Annotated in this window: 14 protein-coding genes and 1 pseudogene; 7 read left to right on the forward strand and 8 right to left on the reverse strand. The window is 73.0% G+C overall.

The window, feature by feature from the left end; all coding sequences use genetic code 11:
* The 5 genes from FHL80_RS10305 to FHL80_RS10325 all read right to left on the reverse strand — a co-directional run.
* On the reverse strand, window positions 1-1,588 hold a 1,588-nt coding region (locus tag FHL80_RS10305; protein WP_138733335.1), incomplete at its 3' end, for an FAD-dependent monooxygenase.
* 7 nt (window positions 1,589-1,595) lie between these two features.
* Window positions 1,596-2,558, reverse strand: coding sequence for an MBL fold metallo-hydrolase (locus FHL80_RS10310; protein WP_138733336.1), 963 nt, complete (start codon window positions 2,556-2,558; stop codon window positions 1,596-1,598).
* A gap of 99 nt (window positions 2,559-2,657) precedes the next feature.
* A complete protein-coding gene (locus FHL80_RS10315; protein WP_138733337.1) occupies window positions 2,658-4,004 on the reverse strand; it encodes a cytochrome P450 in 1,347 nt (448 codons plus the stop codon).
* 14 nt (window positions 4,005-4,018) lie between these two features.
* Window positions 4,019-4,777 (reverse strand): alpha/beta fold hydrolase, encoded by a 759-nt coding sequence (locus FHL80_RS10320; RefSeq protein WP_138733338.1) that lies wholly within the window; start codon window positions 4,775-4,777, stop codon window positions 4,019-4,021.
* Between the two features lie 90 nt (window positions 4,778-4,867).
* On the reverse strand, window positions 4,868-5,623 hold the full coding sequence (locus FHL80_RS10325) for an arginase family protein (RefSeq protein ID WP_138733339.1): 756 nt from the start codon (window positions 5,621-5,623) through the stop codon (window positions 4,868-4,870).
* 98 nt (window positions 5,624-5,721) lie between these two features.
* On the opposite strand from FHL80_RS10325, the gene FHL80_RS25450 reads away from it, so the two are divergent.
* Entirely contained in the window at window positions 5,722-5,865 is a 144-nt protein-coding gene (locus FHL80_RS25450) for a GlgC family sugar phosphate nucleotidyltransferase (RefSeq protein WP_216870591.1), read from the forward strand.
* A gap of 126 nt (window positions 5,866-5,991) precedes the next feature.
* Here the strand turns inward: FHL80_RS25450 and FHL80_RS10330 are convergent, their stop codons facing one another.
* Complete coding sequence (locus tag FHL80_RS10330; RefSeq protein ID WP_138733340.1) at window positions 5,992-6,657, reverse strand: transmembrane-type terpene cyclase; 666 nt, start codon at window positions 6,655-6,657, stop codon at window positions 5,992-5,994.
* Between the two features lie 220 nt (window positions 6,658-6,877).
* On the opposite strand from FHL80_RS10330, the gene FHL80_RS10335 reads away from it, so the two are divergent.
* Window positions 6,878-7,651, forward strand: a complete 774-nt coding sequence (locus FHL80_RS10335; protein ID WP_216870592.1) for an enoyl-CoA hydratase/isomerase family protein — start codon at window positions 6,878-6,880, stop codon at window positions 7,649-7,651.
* Window positions 7,652-7,847: 196 nt separating this feature from the next.
* Here FHL80_RS10335 and FHL80_RS10340 read toward each other — a convergent pair whose 3' ends face one another.
* Complete coding sequence (locus tag FHL80_RS10340; protein ID WP_138733342.1) at window positions 7,848-9,275, reverse strand: DUF2252 domain-containing protein; 1,428 nt, start codon at window positions 9,273-9,275, stop codon at window positions 7,848-7,850.
* Window positions 9,276-9,581: 306 nt separating this feature from the next.
* Here FHL80_RS10340 and FHL80_RS10345 point away from each other — a divergent pair, with 306 nt between their 5' ends.
* On the forward strand, window positions 9,582-11,105 hold the full coding sequence (locus FHL80_RS10345; RefSeq protein ID WP_138733343.1) for an FAD-dependent monooxygenase: 1,524 nt from the start codon (window positions 9,582-9,584) through the stop codon (window positions 11,103-11,105).
* An 8-nt stretch (window positions 11,106-11,113) separates the two neighbouring features.
* On the opposite strand, the gene FHL80_RS10350 is transcribed toward FHL80_RS10345, so the two are convergent.
* Complete coding sequence (locus FHL80_RS10350; protein ID WP_138733344.1) at window positions 11,114-11,497, reverse strand: VOC family protein; 384 nt, start codon at window positions 11,495-11,497, stop codon at window positions 11,114-11,116.
* 499 nt (window positions 11,498-11,996) lie between these two features.
* Between FHL80_RS10350 and FHL80_RS10355 the strand changes: the two genes are divergently transcribed.
* From FHL80_RS10355 to FHL80_RS10370, 4 genes and pseudogenes are all read left to right on the forward strand, one after another.
* Complete coding sequence (locus FHL80_RS10355; RefSeq protein WP_216870593.1) at window positions 11,997-12,293, forward strand: AMIN-like domain-containing (lipo)protein; 297 nt, start codon at window positions 11,997-11,999, stop codon at window positions 12,291-12,293.
* Between the two features lie 184 nt (window positions 12,294-12,477).
* Complete coding sequence (locus tag FHL80_RS10360) at window positions 12,478-13,548, forward strand: hypothetical protein (RefSeq protein WP_138733345.1); 1,071 nt, start codon at window positions 12,478-12,480, stop codon at window positions 13,546-13,548.
* Window positions 13,549-13,915: 367 nt separating this feature from the next.
* Window positions 13,916-14,290 (forward strand): annotated as a pseudogene (locus FHL80_RS27065) (universal stress protein); the annotation flags it as partial.
* 49 nt (window positions 14,291-14,339) lie between these two features.
* Complete coding sequence (locus tag FHL80_RS10370) at window positions 14,340-15,917, forward strand: phospholipase D-like domain-containing protein (protein ID WP_246078592.1); 1,578 nt, start codon at window positions 14,340-14,342, stop codon at window positions 15,915-15,917.
* The last annotated feature ends 33 nt before the right edge of the window (window positions 15,918-15,950 follow it).

Consider the following 15,950-nt stretch of genomic DNA (forward strand, 5'->3'; position numbering starts at 1 on the left):
GGACGGGGGTGGGGACAGAGCGGGCGAGCAGTCGGGCCACCGCCGGGGCGACGTCCGCGGCGCGCGTCAGCACCCCGGCGACGTGCGCGTCCGGCCGCAGCACCCAGATCTCGTCGGGGCGTGCGCCGAGCGCTGTGCGCAGGGTCGAGGAGCCGTCGAGGTCGCTGATCCGGTGCACGGCCACCGGTAGGTCGTCAGGGAGCCGCTCGGGGAGTGCCGCATCGTCGCCCACGAGGACGGTCACGCCCTCCCGGGCGAGCTGGCGGAGCCGGGTGACCTCCGGGCGTCCGGGGACGGCGACCGGGGCGTCGGGCGCCAGCACACCCGGCGCGGGCACCGGCACGTCGCCGCGCGCCGGCCGGCCGGGGAAGGGCCGCCGCTCGTCCGGGGTGGTGAGCGGGGAGTCGACGTACCAGAAGGGCTCGGCCAGCCGGCCGGAGTCGACCTGCGCCCGGGCGGCCGGGTCGGTCGCCGCCCGTTCCAGCACCGCGAGCCGGTGCTGGGCCTCGGCGGGGCTGCCCGGCACCAGGAACCGCATCGTCGCGCCGGTGACCTCGAGGTTCTCCACGGCCGCGGCGTGCCGCTCGTCGGAGTAGCTGTCCAGCAGCGCCTCCGGCGCCCACCCGTGCAGCACGAAGGCGAGCTTCCAGGCCGCGTTCTCCGCGTCCAGCACCCCGGAGTTCAGACCCCGGGCACCGAACGGGGACACCAGGTGCGCGGCGTCGCCGGCGACCAGCACCCGACCCACCCGCATCCGGTCCACCACCCGGGAGTGGAACCGGTAGACGGACTTCCACACGATCTCGTACGGCCGGTCGCCGACGACCTGCCGGATCCGGAGGTCCAGCCCGCCCGAGGCCTCCTCGGCGGCCAGGTCGAAGTCCGGCGGGACCTGCCAGTCGATCCGGAAGGTCGAGTCGGGGCAGGGGTGGATGAGCACCTGCCGGCCGGGGTTCCACACCGGGTCGAAGTAGAACCGCCGTTCGGTCTCCCAGCCGGGCAGGTCGGTCCGGATGTCGCAGATGAGGAACTGGTCGCCGAAGGTCCGTCCCTCGAAGGTCAGCCCCAGCGACGCCCGGACGACGTCGGCGCGCGGGCCGGCGCAGGCCACGGCGTAGCTGCCCGTGACGGCCACGCCGTTGGCACAGGTCACGGAGACCGCGGCGTCGTCCTGGTCGATGCCGGTGACCTGGTGGCCCCAGCGGACGTCGATCAGCGGCTGACCCTCGATCGCGTCGTCCAGCAGCTCCTCGGTGAGGCACTGGGAGACGTTGACGAAGGGCGGGAAGGGCGACTGCCCGCGGTCGGCGAACTGGAAGCTGAACAGCTCGGCGTCGCGGTGGAACGTGCGGGCCGTCGTCCAGGTGACGCCGCGGCGGGCGATCTCGGCACCCACGCCGACGGAGTCCCAGACGTCGAGGACGTCGCGCTGCTGGCAGATCGCCTTGCTGCCGACCAGGTCGCGCTCCGGGCGGCCGTCGAGCACGACGACCCGGAGCCCCCAGCGGGCCAGCAGCAGGGCGGTCGTCTGCCCGACGGGGCCGCAGCCGATGACGACGACCGGCGGCGGGCTCTCCGGAGTGGTCATCGCCGGGTCAGCCCTGCAGCTCGTCCCAGACCTGGCGGTCCCGCTCGGCGGTCCAGATCACCGGGCGATCGATGCCGTCGAACTCGTCCCAGATGCGCTGGACGTCGAAGGGCAGGCAGTGCTCGAAGATCGGCCACGAGCCGTACTGGGGGGCCAGCGCCTCGTGGGTGGCGGTGAAGGCGTCCTTCAGCGAGCCGCCGGACCGGTGTGCCTCGCCGACCGTGCGCTGCATGGTGAGCAGGAAGTCGCGGGTCTGCTCGACCGCGGCGTCGACCTCGTCCCGGCCGCGGGCGATCCTGCCGCGGCCGCCGACCAGCTGCCGGGCGCCCAGGGCCTTGACCCGGTCCAGGGTGCCGGCGGCCCAGTCGAAGTGGAACGCGTCGCCGGTGTAGAGGGCCGCCTGGGACTCCACCAGGTCACCGGCGAAGAGGATCTCCTGCTGGGGCAGCCAGGCGACGATGTCGCCCTCGGTGTGGCCGCGGCCGAGGAACTCCAGCACCAGCTCGCCCCGGTCGCCGCCGAGCTCGAGGGTCAGCTTGTCGCGGAAGGTCAGGGTCGGCCAGGTGAGCCCGGGGATGGACTCCGGCTCCTCGAACAGCCGCGGCATGCGGCCGAACTCGCTCTCCCAGTCCTGCTGGCCGCGCTCCTCGATGAGGTGCTTGGTCTGCTCGGAGCTGACGATGACCTCGGCGTCGAAGGCGCTGGCGCCCAGCACGCGGACGGCGTGGTAGTGGCTGAGCACCAGGTAGCGGACCGGCTTGTCGGTGTGCTCGCGGAGCTTGGCCAGCCAGCGGCGGGCGGCGACCGGGGTGGCGAGGGCCTCGAAGCAGACGAGGAAGTCCTCCCCCTCGATGGCACCGAGGTTCGGGTCGCCTTCCGCGGTGAGTGCGTACACGCCGTCGGCCAGGACCTCGAGGGTCTGCTCCTTGACCCCGAGATCGGCGGAGGACGCGAAGGGCTTGGCTGCCATGGGGGCTCCCGCTCAGAGGGTCGCTCGGATATCGAACGCCTCGCTCATTTACCGGTACAGAGTACGGCGCTGGTGGCGGGGACCACAAGCGCCCGAGCCTCAGGGACGACCGCTGGCGGCCGTCCACCGGATCGGCAGCCGCTTCACCCCGCGCTGGAAGTTCGACCGGAGCAGGGCCGGGGGGCCGTCCGGCCCGAGGGTGTCCGTGCGCCGGAGCAGTGCACCGAACAGTGCCCGCATCTGCACCCGGGCCAGCTGCGCGCCGAGGCAGAAGTGCGGTCCGTGCCCGAAGGAGAGCTGCGGGTTGGGCGCACGCCGGACGTCGAACCGGTCCGGGTCGGAGAACACCCGCTCGTCCCGGTTGGCCGAGGTGAAGGAGACGGCCACCTTGTCCCCGGCCCGCACCCGGGTACCGGCCAGGTCGACGTCCCGGGTCGCCGTCCGGCGGAACACCATCACCGGCGTCCACCAGCGCAGCATCTCCTCCACGGCGCCGGGCAGGAGGTCGGGGTCGGCGCGGACCGCGGCCAGCTCCGCCGGGTGGGTCAGCAGGGCGATCAGCCCGCCGGGCAGGCCGTTGCGCAGCGTCTCGTTGCCGGCGACCGCGAACAGCCAGAACATGTTCTCGAACTCCGCGTCGCTGACCCGGCCGCCGTCCTCGTCGGTCTGGGCGAGCAGCACCGACATCACGTCCCGACCCGGCGCCCGGCGCTTCTCCTCGGCCAGCAGCCGCGCGTAGCCGTAGAGGTCGGGCATCCCGGCGCGGGTGCGCGGGTCGGGCATCCGGCCGTCGCCGTCCGGCGCCGGGCGCAGCGCGACCGCCTGCCGGGCCAGCGCGGTGCCGCCGCCACCGTCGAAGGCGGCGGACGACGCGTAGTCCGGGTCCTGCCAGCCGATCACCCGGTTCGACCAGTCGAACATCAGCCAGCGGTCCTCCGCCGGCACGCCGAGCACGTCGGCGAGGGTGATCAGCGGTAGGTCCGCGGCGACGTCCTTGGCGAAGTCGCAGCGTCCCTCGGCGTCCCCGTCGATCATCCGGTCCACGAGCCCGGCCGCCGTCGTCTCGATGGCGGCGGTCAGCGCGGCCACCGCCCGGGGCGTGAAGGACCGGGACAGCAGCCGGCGCAGCCGGGAGTGGTCCGGCGGGTCCATGTTGAGCATCATCCGGCGCACCCAGTCCAGGTCAGCGGCGTCGCGGACCTGGGTGGCGCCCAGCCACGAGGAGAAGGTGGCCGGGTCGCGCAGCACCCGCTCGACCTCCACGTGCCGCAGCACCAGCCAGAAGCCGGGGCCGGCCGGGAAGCCGTGCAGCGCGGGCTCGTCGACCCAGACGACGGGACCCTCGGCGCGCAGCCGGCGCAGCGCCTCCAGCGGGGGGCCGCTCTCGTAGGTGGCCGGGTCGACCACGGCCAGGGTGTCCGCGGCGCGGACCTCGGTGGCGGTCATGGCGTCCGTCGCCCTCACAGCTCGTCGAGGAAGCCCTCGACGGTCGTCAGCAGCGCCACCGGTGTCTCGTACATGGCGTAGTGCCCGGCGTTGCGCAGCACCTCCAGCGAGGCGTTCGGGTACTGCGCCAGGAACGTCTGCTCCATCACCGCGGCCCCCAGGGCCGGGTCGTGCTCGCCCACGACCACCCGCACCGGGACGGGGTGGTCCTGCACCTCGGCGGAGAAGTCGGTCCCCGCCCAGGCGTCCAGGTAGGCGCCGAAGGCCGCCTCGTCGGACTGGTCGAGGGAGAACTGCACCATCCGGTCCACCCAGGTGCGGCTGAGCCGGTTCCCGGTGGTCAGGTCGATGATCGCGTAGCGGTTCTCGCGGTGGGCGGCCGCGCCGCCGAACAGCTGCGCCCCCTGCTCGTCGAACGGGACGCCGGTGGACGGCACCGGGCTGACCCCGATCAGCCCGGTGACCCGGTCGCCGGCGTCCAGCAGCACCCGCTGCATCGCGCTGCCGCCCATCGAGTGCCCCAGGACGGCGAAGGTCGACCAGCCGAGGGAGTCGACCGCGGCCAGGGCGTCCGCGGAGATCTCGGCGAGGGTGAACTCACCGCTCTCGCCCCGCCGCGCGCCGTAGCCCCGGTAGTCGACGAACAGGTAGCTGTACCGGTCGCCGTGGACGAGCTCCGGCAACGACCCCCACCCGGTGGCCGAGCCGAACCACCCGTGCAGGGCGAGGACCTTGACCGGGCCGGAACCGACCACCAGGGGAGCGCTGACCATGCCGCAGTCTGGCGCGCCGCCCGATGGGCGACAAGGCCGTTCCCGATCGCTGCCCCGGCATCCCGACCGGGGTGCCGGGGCAGCGTCGGGTCAGGGGTGGTGGACGTCGGTGACGTGCTCCGCGACCAGGTCGACCAGCGCCTTCTGGTGCGGCTCGAGGTCGTGACCGCCCATCCCGCCGACGACGGGCAGGATGGCGTCGTCCAGGACGTGCACGCCGGCCAGGGTCTCTATGGTCGCCAGGCCGCAGAACGGCACGTACACCGGGCTGTAGCCGCCCTCCTGCACGAGCACCAGGCGGCCCTGCGCCGAGCGGTCGGCCGCGGCCATCACCGTCTCGGTCAGCGTGATGAACCCCCGGGTGGTGACCAGCTGACGGGCCAGCGGGTCCATCGCGTTGGGGTCGAACCCGGAGGCGACCAGGACCAGCTCCGGTGCGAAGGCCTCCAGCGCCGGGCCGATCACCGTCTGTGCGGCGTACTGGTAGCCGCCGTCGCGGGTGCCCACCGGCATCGGGATGTTGATGTTGTAGCCGTGCCCGGCGCCGGTGCCGCGGTCGGTGACCAGCCCCGAGTTCGGCGGGAAGCAGCGGTCCTGGTGCAGCGAGACGGTGAGCACCGACGGGTCCTCGCCGAAGATCGCCTGCGCGCCGTTCCCGTGGTGGACGTCCCAGTCGACGATGGCGATCCGCTCGATGCCCAGCTCGGCCTGGGCGTGCCGGACGGCGACAGCCACGTTGTTGAAGATGCAGAAGCCGAGGCCGGTCTCCGGCAGCGCGTGGTGGCCGGCCGGGTTGACCAGGGCGTACCCGTTGTCGACCGTGCCGTTCACCACGGCCTCGGTCATGGCGATCGCGCTGCCCGCGCCCAGGGCGGCGATCCGGTAGGCGCCCAGGTCGACGCCTCGGTGCTCAGCAGGGCCTGCAGGTCGGCAGGAACACGGTGGTGCGCAACGCGATCCGGGACAAGGACGTCGTCGTCCCCGCAGGCGCGCAGGTCGGGGTGGACATCGACCGTGACCGCGAGTTGTACACGGTGTCCGACAACGAGATCGTCGTCATCGGCAAGGCCCAGCAGGTCGTGCCCTGAGCGGCCGCCGACGGGGGGCATCGGCCCTCCGGAGCGTCGGCCCGGAGGGTGCCCGAGACCCACTCGAGCACCAGGCTGCACCGCAGCTGCTCGGTCCAGGACTGCTCCGCTCAGGCTCGCCCGGTCCTACTGCGGCCGGTCGGCGTGGACGAGCTCCCGCGGCACGCCGGCCCCGAAGCGTGCCGGGTCGCGCCGGGCCTGCGCGAGCAGCGCGATGTAGGCGAGGTCGACGACGGAGCAGAGGGCTCCGAGGGGCAGGATGAAGGCGGAGTGCTCGTAGACCCCGAAGACGATGGTGGGAGCGAGTGTCCCGAGCCACTTCGCGATCGCGATCGTCATCGACTGACCTCGTGGGCCGCGTCGTCCCACGAACATGGCGATGAACAGGACGGACATCAGCAGGTTCTGCAGGAAGGCGGTGTAGCGCGCGGCCTGGGCGTAGCCGAACTCCACGACGAAGGCCCACTGCACGACGTAGGCCGTGGCGAAGACGCCGACCGCCCAGCAGCAGAACATCCCCCTCGTGACGAACGGCGGCAGCTCCCGGCGTCCGAACCGGAGAAAGGTGTGGACGATCACGAGGTCTGCCAACGCCCACACCACGTTGACGCCGGCCTGGAGGCCGGGATCGGTGGAGATGCCCCACACCGAGTAGATGGACTCCCAGGCGATGTTCAGGGCGAGCGCCATCACCGGCAGTGCGTAGGTCTGCTGCGTGAAGCCGATCCTGATGACCGCGACGTAGACGATGGTCCAGGCGATGCCGCTGACCGCGGTGAGGAACGTGATCATCCGTTCTCCGAGGCTCTCGAGGGAGCGTCGGCACGACAGCTCCGCACCGGCCCGTCCGGGGGCGGTACGGGCGCCCTACGTGCGCGCACAGGGCTGTGCCCGTCGCGCTGCCGACCGGTGGCGAGCTGACCCTCGCCGTACCGCCTCGATGAGGGCGCACGAGGACGCCGTCATGGCGAGCCGAGCACCTAGGCTCAGCGACGGTGTGAGGGGAGGGCGGATGGCCGACTTCCTGCGCGTCACGGTCCGCGACCGTGTCGGGTGGATCGAGTACCACCGCCCACCGGTCAACGCCTTCCACTGGGAGATGCTCCGGGAGGTCCCCGAAGCCCTGGAGCACCAGCTCGCCGACCCGGCTGTCCGAGTGGTGGTGTTCGGCAGTGCTCTGGCCGACCACTTCAGCGTGGGCGCCGACCTCCGGGTCTTCGCCGGCATGGACGACGAGGGCATGCGTCGCTGGGTCGAGGTGTGCCACGACCTGGTCCGGAGGATGCGCGCGTCGCGGAAACCGCTCCTGGCGGCCGTCCACGGCACCGCGGTCGGCGGTGGCCTGGAGATGGCGTTGCACTGCGACGTCCGCTTCGCGGCGTCCACTGCCCGGCTCGGGCAGCCGGAGATAGACATCGGGTTCATCCCCCCGGTCGGCGCGACGCAGGCGCTGGCCCGCCTGCTGGGCCGGCCGCGGGCGCTGCGCTTCCTCTACGACGGCACCCTGCTGAGCGCCGAGGAGGCCCACGCCATCGGCCTCGTCGACGTGGTGGTGGCTCCTGAGCAGCTCCGCGACGTCGTGCAGGGCTACGCCGAGGGGCTGGCCCGGAAGCCGGCGCGGGCGCTGGCGGCGATCCGGCGCTGCGTCACCGAGGGCGGCGACCTCACCTTCGACGAGGGCCTGGCCATAGAGGGGTCGGAGGCGGTGGCGCTGGGGGCGACGCCGGACTTCCACGAGGGGGTGGACGCCTTCCTCGGCAGGCGTCCACCGGTCTGGTCGGACTGACCGGGACGCCGTGACGGGGACGAGGCCCCGCGACCGGCTCGGGCGCCGGTGATCGGCAGGGTGACCGGCACGACGCCGTCCGACGCCGTCCGACGTCGCCCCGGCGTGGGGAGGCTGCTCGGCCCCGCTCGGCGGCGCGGTCGTCGCCGTGGGGATCGCCCAGGCGCTGCGCGGCTCGGGCGGCGGGCGGGCCACCTCACACACCCGGCTCGCAGGGGACGGCGCCGCGCGCCACCGCATCGACGAGGCGCTGGTGGTCCCGTTCGGTCTGGTCGGCGTACACCCGGGCGAACGAGCAGAGGGCGCGGTCGACCTTGTCGGACCTGCCCAGGTAGCCGGCGATCATCGAGGCGCCGCTGGTGCGCGCGTGGCCCTTGGCCAGCAACTGGCCGCAGATCCCTGCGTAGTCGGCCAGGGCGCGCGGGTCGATCGCATCCAGTGCGACGCTGCCCTTCATGTTGCGGAACTGGCGCACGTAGTACTGCCGTTCTCCCACGCTGGCCCAGCCGAGCAGCGGGTCGCTCACGGTCTGCAGGGCCTGCTGGTACTCCACCACCCGCTCGCCCTGGTGGGCGTGCCACGCGGAGTCGCCGTGGACGAACGGGGCGACGACGGAACGCCTGGCCTGCTTGAGCTGGAGGAACAGCACGTCCTCGGGGTCGGACCCCTCGCACAGGACGACGTACGCCCGCAGCCCGACGCTGCCCACGCCGACCACCTTGTGGGCGATGTCGACGATCGTGTAGCCGCCGAGGATCCGGCGCCAGTGCGGGGCCAGCGTCGCCAGGTAGCCGTCCAGGGCCTCGGCCAGCTCGTCGGCCTCGGCGGCCCCCACCCGGGTGATCAGCGGCGGCTCCTCGACGATGCGCCGGCGTCCCTCGTGCTGCTCGGTGAAGCGGGGGAGTGCCCGGTCGCTCGTCCGGGACCGCGCCTTCTTCGCGGCCCGGTCCAGCTCCTGGCGCAGCGCCTCGTCGGACGCCGCCGTGTGGAGCCGGTCGAGGTCCAGACGCTGGAACGAGCGCCAGAGCAGCGGCTGGTCCGACAGCTCCCACAACTGCTCGCGGTAGGAGGCCACGCAGGAGATCACGGCATCGGCGCAGGAGTCCTCGCTCATGGAGTTCTGCCGGCCCGCGACCCAGACGCTCGCGACCAGGCGGCGCAGGTCCCACTCCCAGCTGCCCGGGTGCGCCTCGTCGAAGTCGTTGAGGTCGAGCACGAGCTCCTGCTCCGGGGAGCCGTAGAAGCCGATGTTGCCCACGTGCGCGTCGCCGCAGATCACCGGGGTGATGCCCGTGGCCGGCAGCCTCGCGAAGTCCTCGGCCATCACCACGGCGGCGCCGCGCAGGAACCCGTACGGCGAGGCCGTCATCCGCCCGATCCGCACCGGCACGAGCCAGCTGATCCGGCCCTCGTGCGATTCCTCGAGCAGGTCCAGCACGTCGCGTCGGTCGTCCGGCGCGCTCCACTCCGACAGCGACGATCGCGGCACCTGCTTCCGCAGGCCGCGGCCGAGGGCGTACCGCTCCGCCCGAGGGGTGCTCGGCGAGCGCAGGGAGCCGTAGGCCTGGCCGTCGACGGTGGCCAGCACCGTCGGGGCGCCGCCGTGCGGGCGGACGTGCGTCATCGTGACCTCCCGGCAGCCCCATGTGCTCGCCGTCGATCCTGGCACGGCCGGTGTGGAGCGGCGTCCCCTCAGGTCGGGCGCCCGTGCTGCCGAGGGCCCGCGGGACGCCGAGCACCTGGAGGAAAAGGGCTGGACCTGATGCAGCTCCGGCTCGTAGCTTGCCGGTGATCGTGACACCACCCGAGGAGGTGAGACCCATGGACGCAGTAGCGATGTGGGTGCTCCCTCGTGCCGTCACGGTCGGGCGATCGACGTAGGTGTCGCCGGGAGCGCCTCCCCACCGAGGCACTCCCGAGAGGCACACCGATGCACTCACCGCAGTCCACCGCCGAGCCGTCGTCGAACGACCTGGTCCACGGCGACCTCGCCCGAACTCCCTCGCCGGTCCCCGGCTCCGGTCGCGTACCCCTCGGGTTCGACGTGATCATCGCCGGGTGCGGGCCGACCGGTCTGGTGCTGGCCGCCGAACTGCGGCTGCACGACGTGCGGGTGCTCGTCCTGGAGCGGGAGACCGAGCCCGCGCCGTTCGTCCGCATCGTCGGACTGCACATCCGCAGCATCGAGCTGATGGCGATGCGTGGACTGCTGGAGCGCATCCTCGAACACGGCCGGCGCCGTCCGGCCGGCGGCTTCTTCGCCGGCATCCCTGCGCCCGTCCCCGAGGGCCTGGACTCCGCGTACGCCTACCTGCTCGGCATCCCGCAGCCCGTCCTCGTCCACCTGCTCGAGGAACATGCGGTCGCACTCGGTGCGCAGGTCCGGCGCGGTCGTGCGGTGGCCGGTCTCGAGCAGGACGACGAGGGGGTGACCGTCGAGCTGGCCGACGGGGAACAGCTGCGGGCGCGCCATCTCGTCGGCTGTGACGGCGGGCGCAGCACGGTGCGCAAGGCACTCGGCGTCGGCTTCCCGGGCGAGCCCGCACGGAGCGAGACGCTGATGGGCGAGATGGAGGCAGCTGCGCCGCCGGAGGAGATCGCCGCCACGGTGACCAGGATCGGGGACAGGCGACTGTGGCTCAGGGTTGTCGGCGACGGGGTCCACCACGTGGTGGTCCCCGCCGCGGGAGTCAGCGACCGTGCCGAACCGCCCACCCTCGAGGACTTCAGGGGACAGTTGCGCGCCCTCGCCGGGACCGACTTCGGCGTGCACTCCCCGCGGTGGATGTCCCGCTTCGGGGATGCCACCCGGCTGGCCGAACGGTACCGGGTCGGGCGGGTGCTGCTGGCCGGCGACGCGGCACACGTCCACCCACCCACCGGCGGGCAGGGGCTCAACCTGGGCGTCCAGGACGCGGTCAACCTCGGCTGGAAGCTCGCCGCACAGGTCCGCGGCTGGGCGCCGGGACGACTGCTGGACACCTACGAGGCCGAACGTCGTCCGGTCGCCGAGGACGTGCTGGACAACACCCGCGCCCAGATGGAGCTGCTGTCCACCGGACCGGGCCCGCAGGCCGTGCGCAGGCTGCTCACCGAGCTGATGGACATCGACGAGGTGAACCGCCGGCTGATCGAGAAGATCACGGCGATCGGCATCCGCTACGACGTCGGCGAGGGTCCCGACCTGCTCGGCCGCCGCCTGCGCGACATCGACGTGGCACAGGGCCACCTCTACGGTCTGCTGCACCGCGGCCGCGGCCTGCTGCTGGACCGCACCGAACGCCTGACCGTCGGCGGCTGGTCCGACCGGGTCGACCACCTCCCGGATCCCACGGCGGCACTGGACGTCCCGTGCGTCCTGCTCCGCCCCGACGGTCACGTCGCCTGGATCGGCGACGACCAGCACGACCTGGACGCCCACCTCACCCGTTGGTTCGGCGAGCCCGCCGACTGATCCCGGGCTCAGCGCTGGTCGCGGCGGAGCGGGTGGTCCTCGGGGATCTCCACCAGGGCGATCCGCACGCCGTCGGGATCGTCGATCCACATCTCCACCAGTCCCCAGGGCTCCCGTCGAGGCGGTCGGGTGACGGAGACCCCAGCGCCGGCCAGCCGCTCGTGCTCACCGGCAACATCCCGCACCTGGAGCCAGAGGCCGAGCCCGACAGGTGGCTGGTCGGCATGACCCGAGACCTCGAGCAGGCCGTTGCCCAGGAAGTAGACGACGCCGCGGTGCTCCGGTGGGCCGAACTCCCGGTGGACGGCCAAGCCGAGGACGTCGCCGTAGAAGGCATGTGACCGCGCCGGGTCCGTCGGGCGCAGCAGGACGCGGCTGCTCAACACCTCCATCCCGGCATCCTCCACCGACCTGCTGTCCGTGGTGGCTGATCACCGCGGCAACTGGTGGGGCCTCGACCGATCAGAGCGGTGTCACGAGGCTCTGTCGCGGGGCCGGAACGAGACCACCCCGAGCTCCTGACCTGCAGGAGCACCGGGGTGAGTGTGTGTCCGAGGGACGACACGGTACCTCCGGACACGCCTCCACCGACGAGGAACGCAGGACCACAGATGTCGCAGGCGTGATGGTGGCGGTGACGCCGCCGGGCGGGCTCGCCGCCGTGGCCAGCACCTGCGCGTCGCTCATGGCGAGCAGGCAGCGGGGGAGGGCCGGGGCGAGCTCCGGTCGGGACAGGCACCTCGGGACACATCTCGTCCTGCGTCGGGTGGCACGTGCCTGGGTCGGGAGCACGTCCCAGGGCCGAGGACGGGCTGTGCGCCCGCGGTGTCTGCGCGCTTCGGTGACCTCGGGGTGACGGCCCGGTGACGGTCCCTGGCGTTGGCTGCGGTCATGACGCAGCTCGTGGGGGAGGCAGTGTCGGCCAGCCTGACGCCGGGCCCGGTCATCGACGCGCAGGGGCCGATCGGCCAAGCCCAGCTCGTCGGCGTCCGGGCGGGCCGCAACAAGGACTTCGACCGCCTGGTGCTCGACTTTGAGGAGCCTGTTCCGGGCAACCTGGTCCAGTACGTGAGGCACCTGCTGCAGGACGGCTCGGGCAATCCCGTCCCGCTCCGCGGTGGAGTGGCCGTCGACGGCATCGTCGGTCCGATCACCCGCGCGGCGATGGTGCGCGCCCAGGGCCTGTGAAGGAGCCACGACGAGGGACGCAGGCCATGGCGCCAGTGAAGCCGCGCCATCCCCGACCACGAGTGGCCGAGGACAGGTGATCACCGTGGAACCCACGGAGGCGCCCGACCCGAGAGCAGGACTGCTCGACACGATCCGGGCCAGACGAGTCGGCATCGAGGCCTACGTCCGGAGGAAGGCTCCGGTGAGCAGGCGGCTGTCGACCGTGAGCATCGTCAGCAGTGCCGTCGTCGCCGCGCTGACCGCGGGCCCTGCCCTGGGCGGCCCCACCTTCGCGGAAAGGGTCCAGCAGGGGCTGTCGCTCGACGCATCGCGGACGGTGTGGCAGGGGCTGTGCTTCGCCGCGCTCGTGGTGTCGATGACGGCGGCCGTGTCGGCCCACCTGGAGAAGACGAGTGACCTGAGAGCGCGGGTGGGCGCCGCAGAGGCGGCAGGCGTGATGCTCGCCGGGTTGCAGGCGCGGCTGGAGTACGGCGGGCTCGCCATGCAGGAGGCTGCCCAGGAGTACCGGGACGTCCTGGCCGGCATACCCTTCGTCCCGGAGGCGCAGGGTGGGACGACGTCGCCCTCCGAACGCCGCGAGCCCCGCCTGGCGCTGCAGCTGACGGTCGTCGTCCTGGCAGCGCTCCTGCTGGCTGTCACCTTCGTGGGACTGATCCGAGGCGGCGTGGCTGCCGAGCCGGGCGGCGAGAACGCGGGCGCTCCGCCGATTGCATCGGAGGGCCCGACGCCCACACCGGCGCCGTCGCCCGCTCCGACCGCGGCTACGCCCACTCCCCGGCCACCCGCGGACGCCACGCAGGGCGTCTTCGGAGGTGGGACGCAGGACGGTGGTGCAAGCCTGGCCATCGTCATCGACGCGGACCGGGCCATGGCTTACGTCTGCGACGGGCGGCAGTTCGAGTCCTGGTTGCAGGGGTCCGTCGTCGACGGCCGGCTGGACCTGAGCTCGCCGAGCGGGGCGCGCCTGACGGGTGATCTCGGGGACGGCGCCATCTCCGGCGAACTCCGGACCCCCACGTTCGACACACCGTTCACCGCCACGGTGGCCACTGGGCCCGCCGGGGTGTACGAGGCGAGGATCCAGGTGAACGGCACCCAGGCCCGGATCGGCTGGGCCGTCCTGCCGGACGGCAGCCAGGTGGGCGTCATCGCCGTCGGTGACACGCGCGGTGCAGCGCCCGACCTGGACCTGACCGACCTCACCTTCACGCACAACGGCAGCCTGTTCACGGCCCGGAAGCTGGGACCTTGACGCTCGTGTCGGCCGGCACCACCGCGAGCTCGTCGTGAGTGAGGGAGCCAGGCGCAGGCATTGAGGACCACCCAGTCGTTGAGGAGGGACGCGGGGGAGAGCAGGAGGACACCGTCGGTGGGCGAGGGTGACCGGGCCGTCCGGAACGCCACGCAGGAGCAGGCTCGCGCTGTGCTGACGACCTCGGCGGTCTGCTGCCGCTTCCAGCCGAGCAGCGCGAGGAGCGTCGCCTCGCGCGCGCGGCGGTGGTCGTCCAGCAGCGCGGCGCGGTGGACGGGTCGCCCGAGCGCCGCAATGTCGAGCCGACCAACTTCCGCTTCCAGGAGGAGGCCGCGGCCGCCATCGACCTGGTTGTCGCACTGTTCGACGGCGGGGCCCGACCATCCACGAGCAGGTGCGCCGCGGCTCGCCCGCCGCGGAGGTCATCCGGGCGGCCCAGGAGGTCGGCGCCGACCTCATCACGCTGGCGTACGGCAGCCGCGGGCTCCCCGCGACCATCCTGCTGGGCCCCACCGCCTCGTGCGTGCAGCCTCCGCGCCGTGTCCCGTGTTGGTGTGCCGACCTTTCCGCTCAGGCGACACGAGCCCACAGCCTGACGGCTGATCGCAGGCGCGCGCCCCCTGGACAGCCGCCCGGCCTTCTCCCGGGTGCTGCCCGTGGAGTGCCCAGTGCTGCCTGCGGAGCCGTGAGGAGGGACTCGACCGACGGGTCGGCGAGAACCAGCCAGGCCAGGCCGTGCTGAGGGAGAGTCGGTCGTTGGTTCCGTCGGCGTCGACGGGCACACTGCCGAGGTGATCGACGGCGAGGCGACGACCGGACCCGACGCCGATCCCGGTGACGCTGTGCCGGCACCGCAGGACGCCCGCGACGACGTGCGACCAGAACGGGGCGCGCCGCTGCTGGTCCCCGGCGAGACGTGCTGGCGGATCGAGCGGGCCACCCGCTTCGCCGTCTTCGTCGACGCGGCCGGCTACTTCGCCGCCCTGAAGCGTGCGGTGCTCAGCGCCGAGCGGAGGGTGCTGTTCATCGGCTGGGACTTCGACCCGCGGATCCGGCTCGACCCGCTCGGCGGCGGCCCAGCAGAGGACGACCGGCTCGGCGCCGTCCTGGAGAGGGCAGTGGAGGAGAACCCGCGGCTGGTCGTCGGCGTCCTCCAGTGGGACCTCGGCATGCTGCGCGCGCTCGGCCGGGGCCTGGCGCCCATCGTGCTGCTCGACCGGCGCACTCCCGACCGGCTCACCTTCACCGTGGACACCCACCACCCGGTCGGCGGTGCGCACCACCAGAAGATCGTGGTGATCGACGACTGCCTCGCCTTCGCCGGCGGGATCGACGTCACCGCCGACCGCTGGGACACCTCCGACCACGCCGACGGGAACCCGCACCGACGTCGGCCGGCCGCCGGGCGCATCGAGGGTCGGCTGACGGGGCCGTGGCACGACGCGACGAGCATGGTGACGGGGCCGGCCGCTCGCGCGATCGCCGAGCTCGCCCGCGAGCGGTGGGAGAGCGGCACCGGGGAGCGGCTCGAGCCGCTCCCCGAGTCGCGCGAGTGCTGGCCCGAGGCCGTCGACCCGCTGCTCACCGACGTCGACGTCGCGATCTCCCGCACCCGTCCCGCCCACGGCGGCACGACCCTGGTCCACGAGGTCGAGCTGCTGTGGCTGGCCGCGATCGCCGCGGCCAGCCGCTCGATCTACGTGGAGAGCCAGTACTTCGCCAGCCGCCGGATCGCCGAGGCGATCGCCGAGCGGCTCCGCGAGCCGGACGGCCCCGACGTCGTCGTCATCAACCCGTGGACCGCCGACGGCTGGCTCTCGGAGAAGGCGATGGGCACCGCGCGCGCCCGGGTGCTGGAGATCGTCCGCGACGCCGACGTCCACGACCGGTTCCGGCTCTACACGCCGGTGACGGAGCAGCGCGAGCACATCTACGTGCACGCGAAGGTGACCGTGGTCGACGACCGCCTGCTGCGGTTGGGATCGAGCAACGTGAACAACCGCTCGATGGGCCTGGACACCGAGCTCGACCTGGCGGTCGAGGCGGTCGAGGGACGGCCCGGGGCGGATCGGCTCGCTGCGACCATCGTCGGCGTCCGTGACCGCCTGCTCGCCGAGCACCTCGGCTGCACGCCGGAGGACGTCGCTGCCGCCATCGCCGACACCGGCTCGCTGGTGCGGGGCATCGAGCGGCTGCGCCGGCCGACCGGCCGCTCGCTCGTGCCGTTCGAGCCCCCCGACCTCGGTCCCGCCGACCGGTTGCTCGCCGAGTCCGAGCTGATGGACCCGGAGAAGACGCCGAACCAGTGGCGCCGGGTCGAGCGGTTCTTCGCCCGCCGGCGGCGCGCGCCGAACCGGGTGCGCTCCTGAGTCCGCCGCCTCCGACGGGACAGCAGGTCGTGA

Origin of the sequence: Modestobacter excelsi (assembly GCF_005930495.1) — a bacterium.
In the GTDB taxonomy this organism is placed as follows: Bacteria; Actinomycetota; Actinomycetes; order Mycobacteriales; family Geodermatophilaceae; genus Modestobacter; species Modestobacter excelsi.

What these genes read in the sequence shown, in the direction of transcription:
- FHL80_RS10340 (WP_138733342.1), bottom strand. Translation starts at nt 9,275, where the DNA reads ATGACGCACGTCCGCCCGCACGGCGGCGCCCCGACGGTGCTGGCCACC.
- FHL80_RS10355 (WP_216870593.1), top strand. Translation starts at nt 11,997, where the DNA reads ATGACGCAGCTCGTGGGGGAGGCAGTGTCGGCCAGCCTGACGCCGGGC.
- FHL80_RS10350 (WP_138733344.1), bottom strand. Translation starts at nt 11,497, where the DNA reads ATGGAGGTGTTGAGCAGCCGCGTCCTGCTGCGCCCGACGGACCCGGCG.
- FHL80_RS10335 (WP_216870592.1), top strand. Translation starts at nt 6,878, where the DNA reads ATGGCCGACTTCCTGCGCGTCACGGTCCGCGACCGTGTCGGGTGGATC.
- FHL80_RS10345 (WP_138733343.1), top strand. Translation starts at nt 9,582, where the DNA reads ATGCACTCACCGCAGTCCACCGCCGAGCCGTCGTCGAACGACCTGGTC.
- FHL80_RS10330 (WP_138733340.1), bottom strand. Translation starts at nt 6,657, where the DNA reads ATGATCACGTTCCTCACCGCGGTCAGCGGCATCGCCTGGACCATCGTC.
- FHL80_RS10320 (WP_138733338.1), bottom strand. Translation starts at nt 4,777, where the DNA reads ATGGTCAGCGCTCCCCTGGTGGTCGGTTCCGGCCCGGTCAAGGTCCTC.
- FHL80_RS10315 (WP_138733337.1), bottom strand. Translation starts at nt 4,004, where the DNA reads ATGACCGCCACCGAGGTCCGCGCCGCGGACACCCTGGCCGTGGTCGAC.
- FHL80_RS10310 (WP_138733336.1), bottom strand. Translation starts at nt 2,558, where the DNA reads ATGGCAGCCAAGCCCTTCGCGTCCTCCGCCGATCTCGGGGTCAAGGAG.
- FHL80_RS10325 (WP_138733339.1), bottom strand. Translation starts at nt 5,623, where the DNA reads ATGACCGAGGCCGTGGTGAACGGCACGGTCGACAACGGGTACGCCCTG.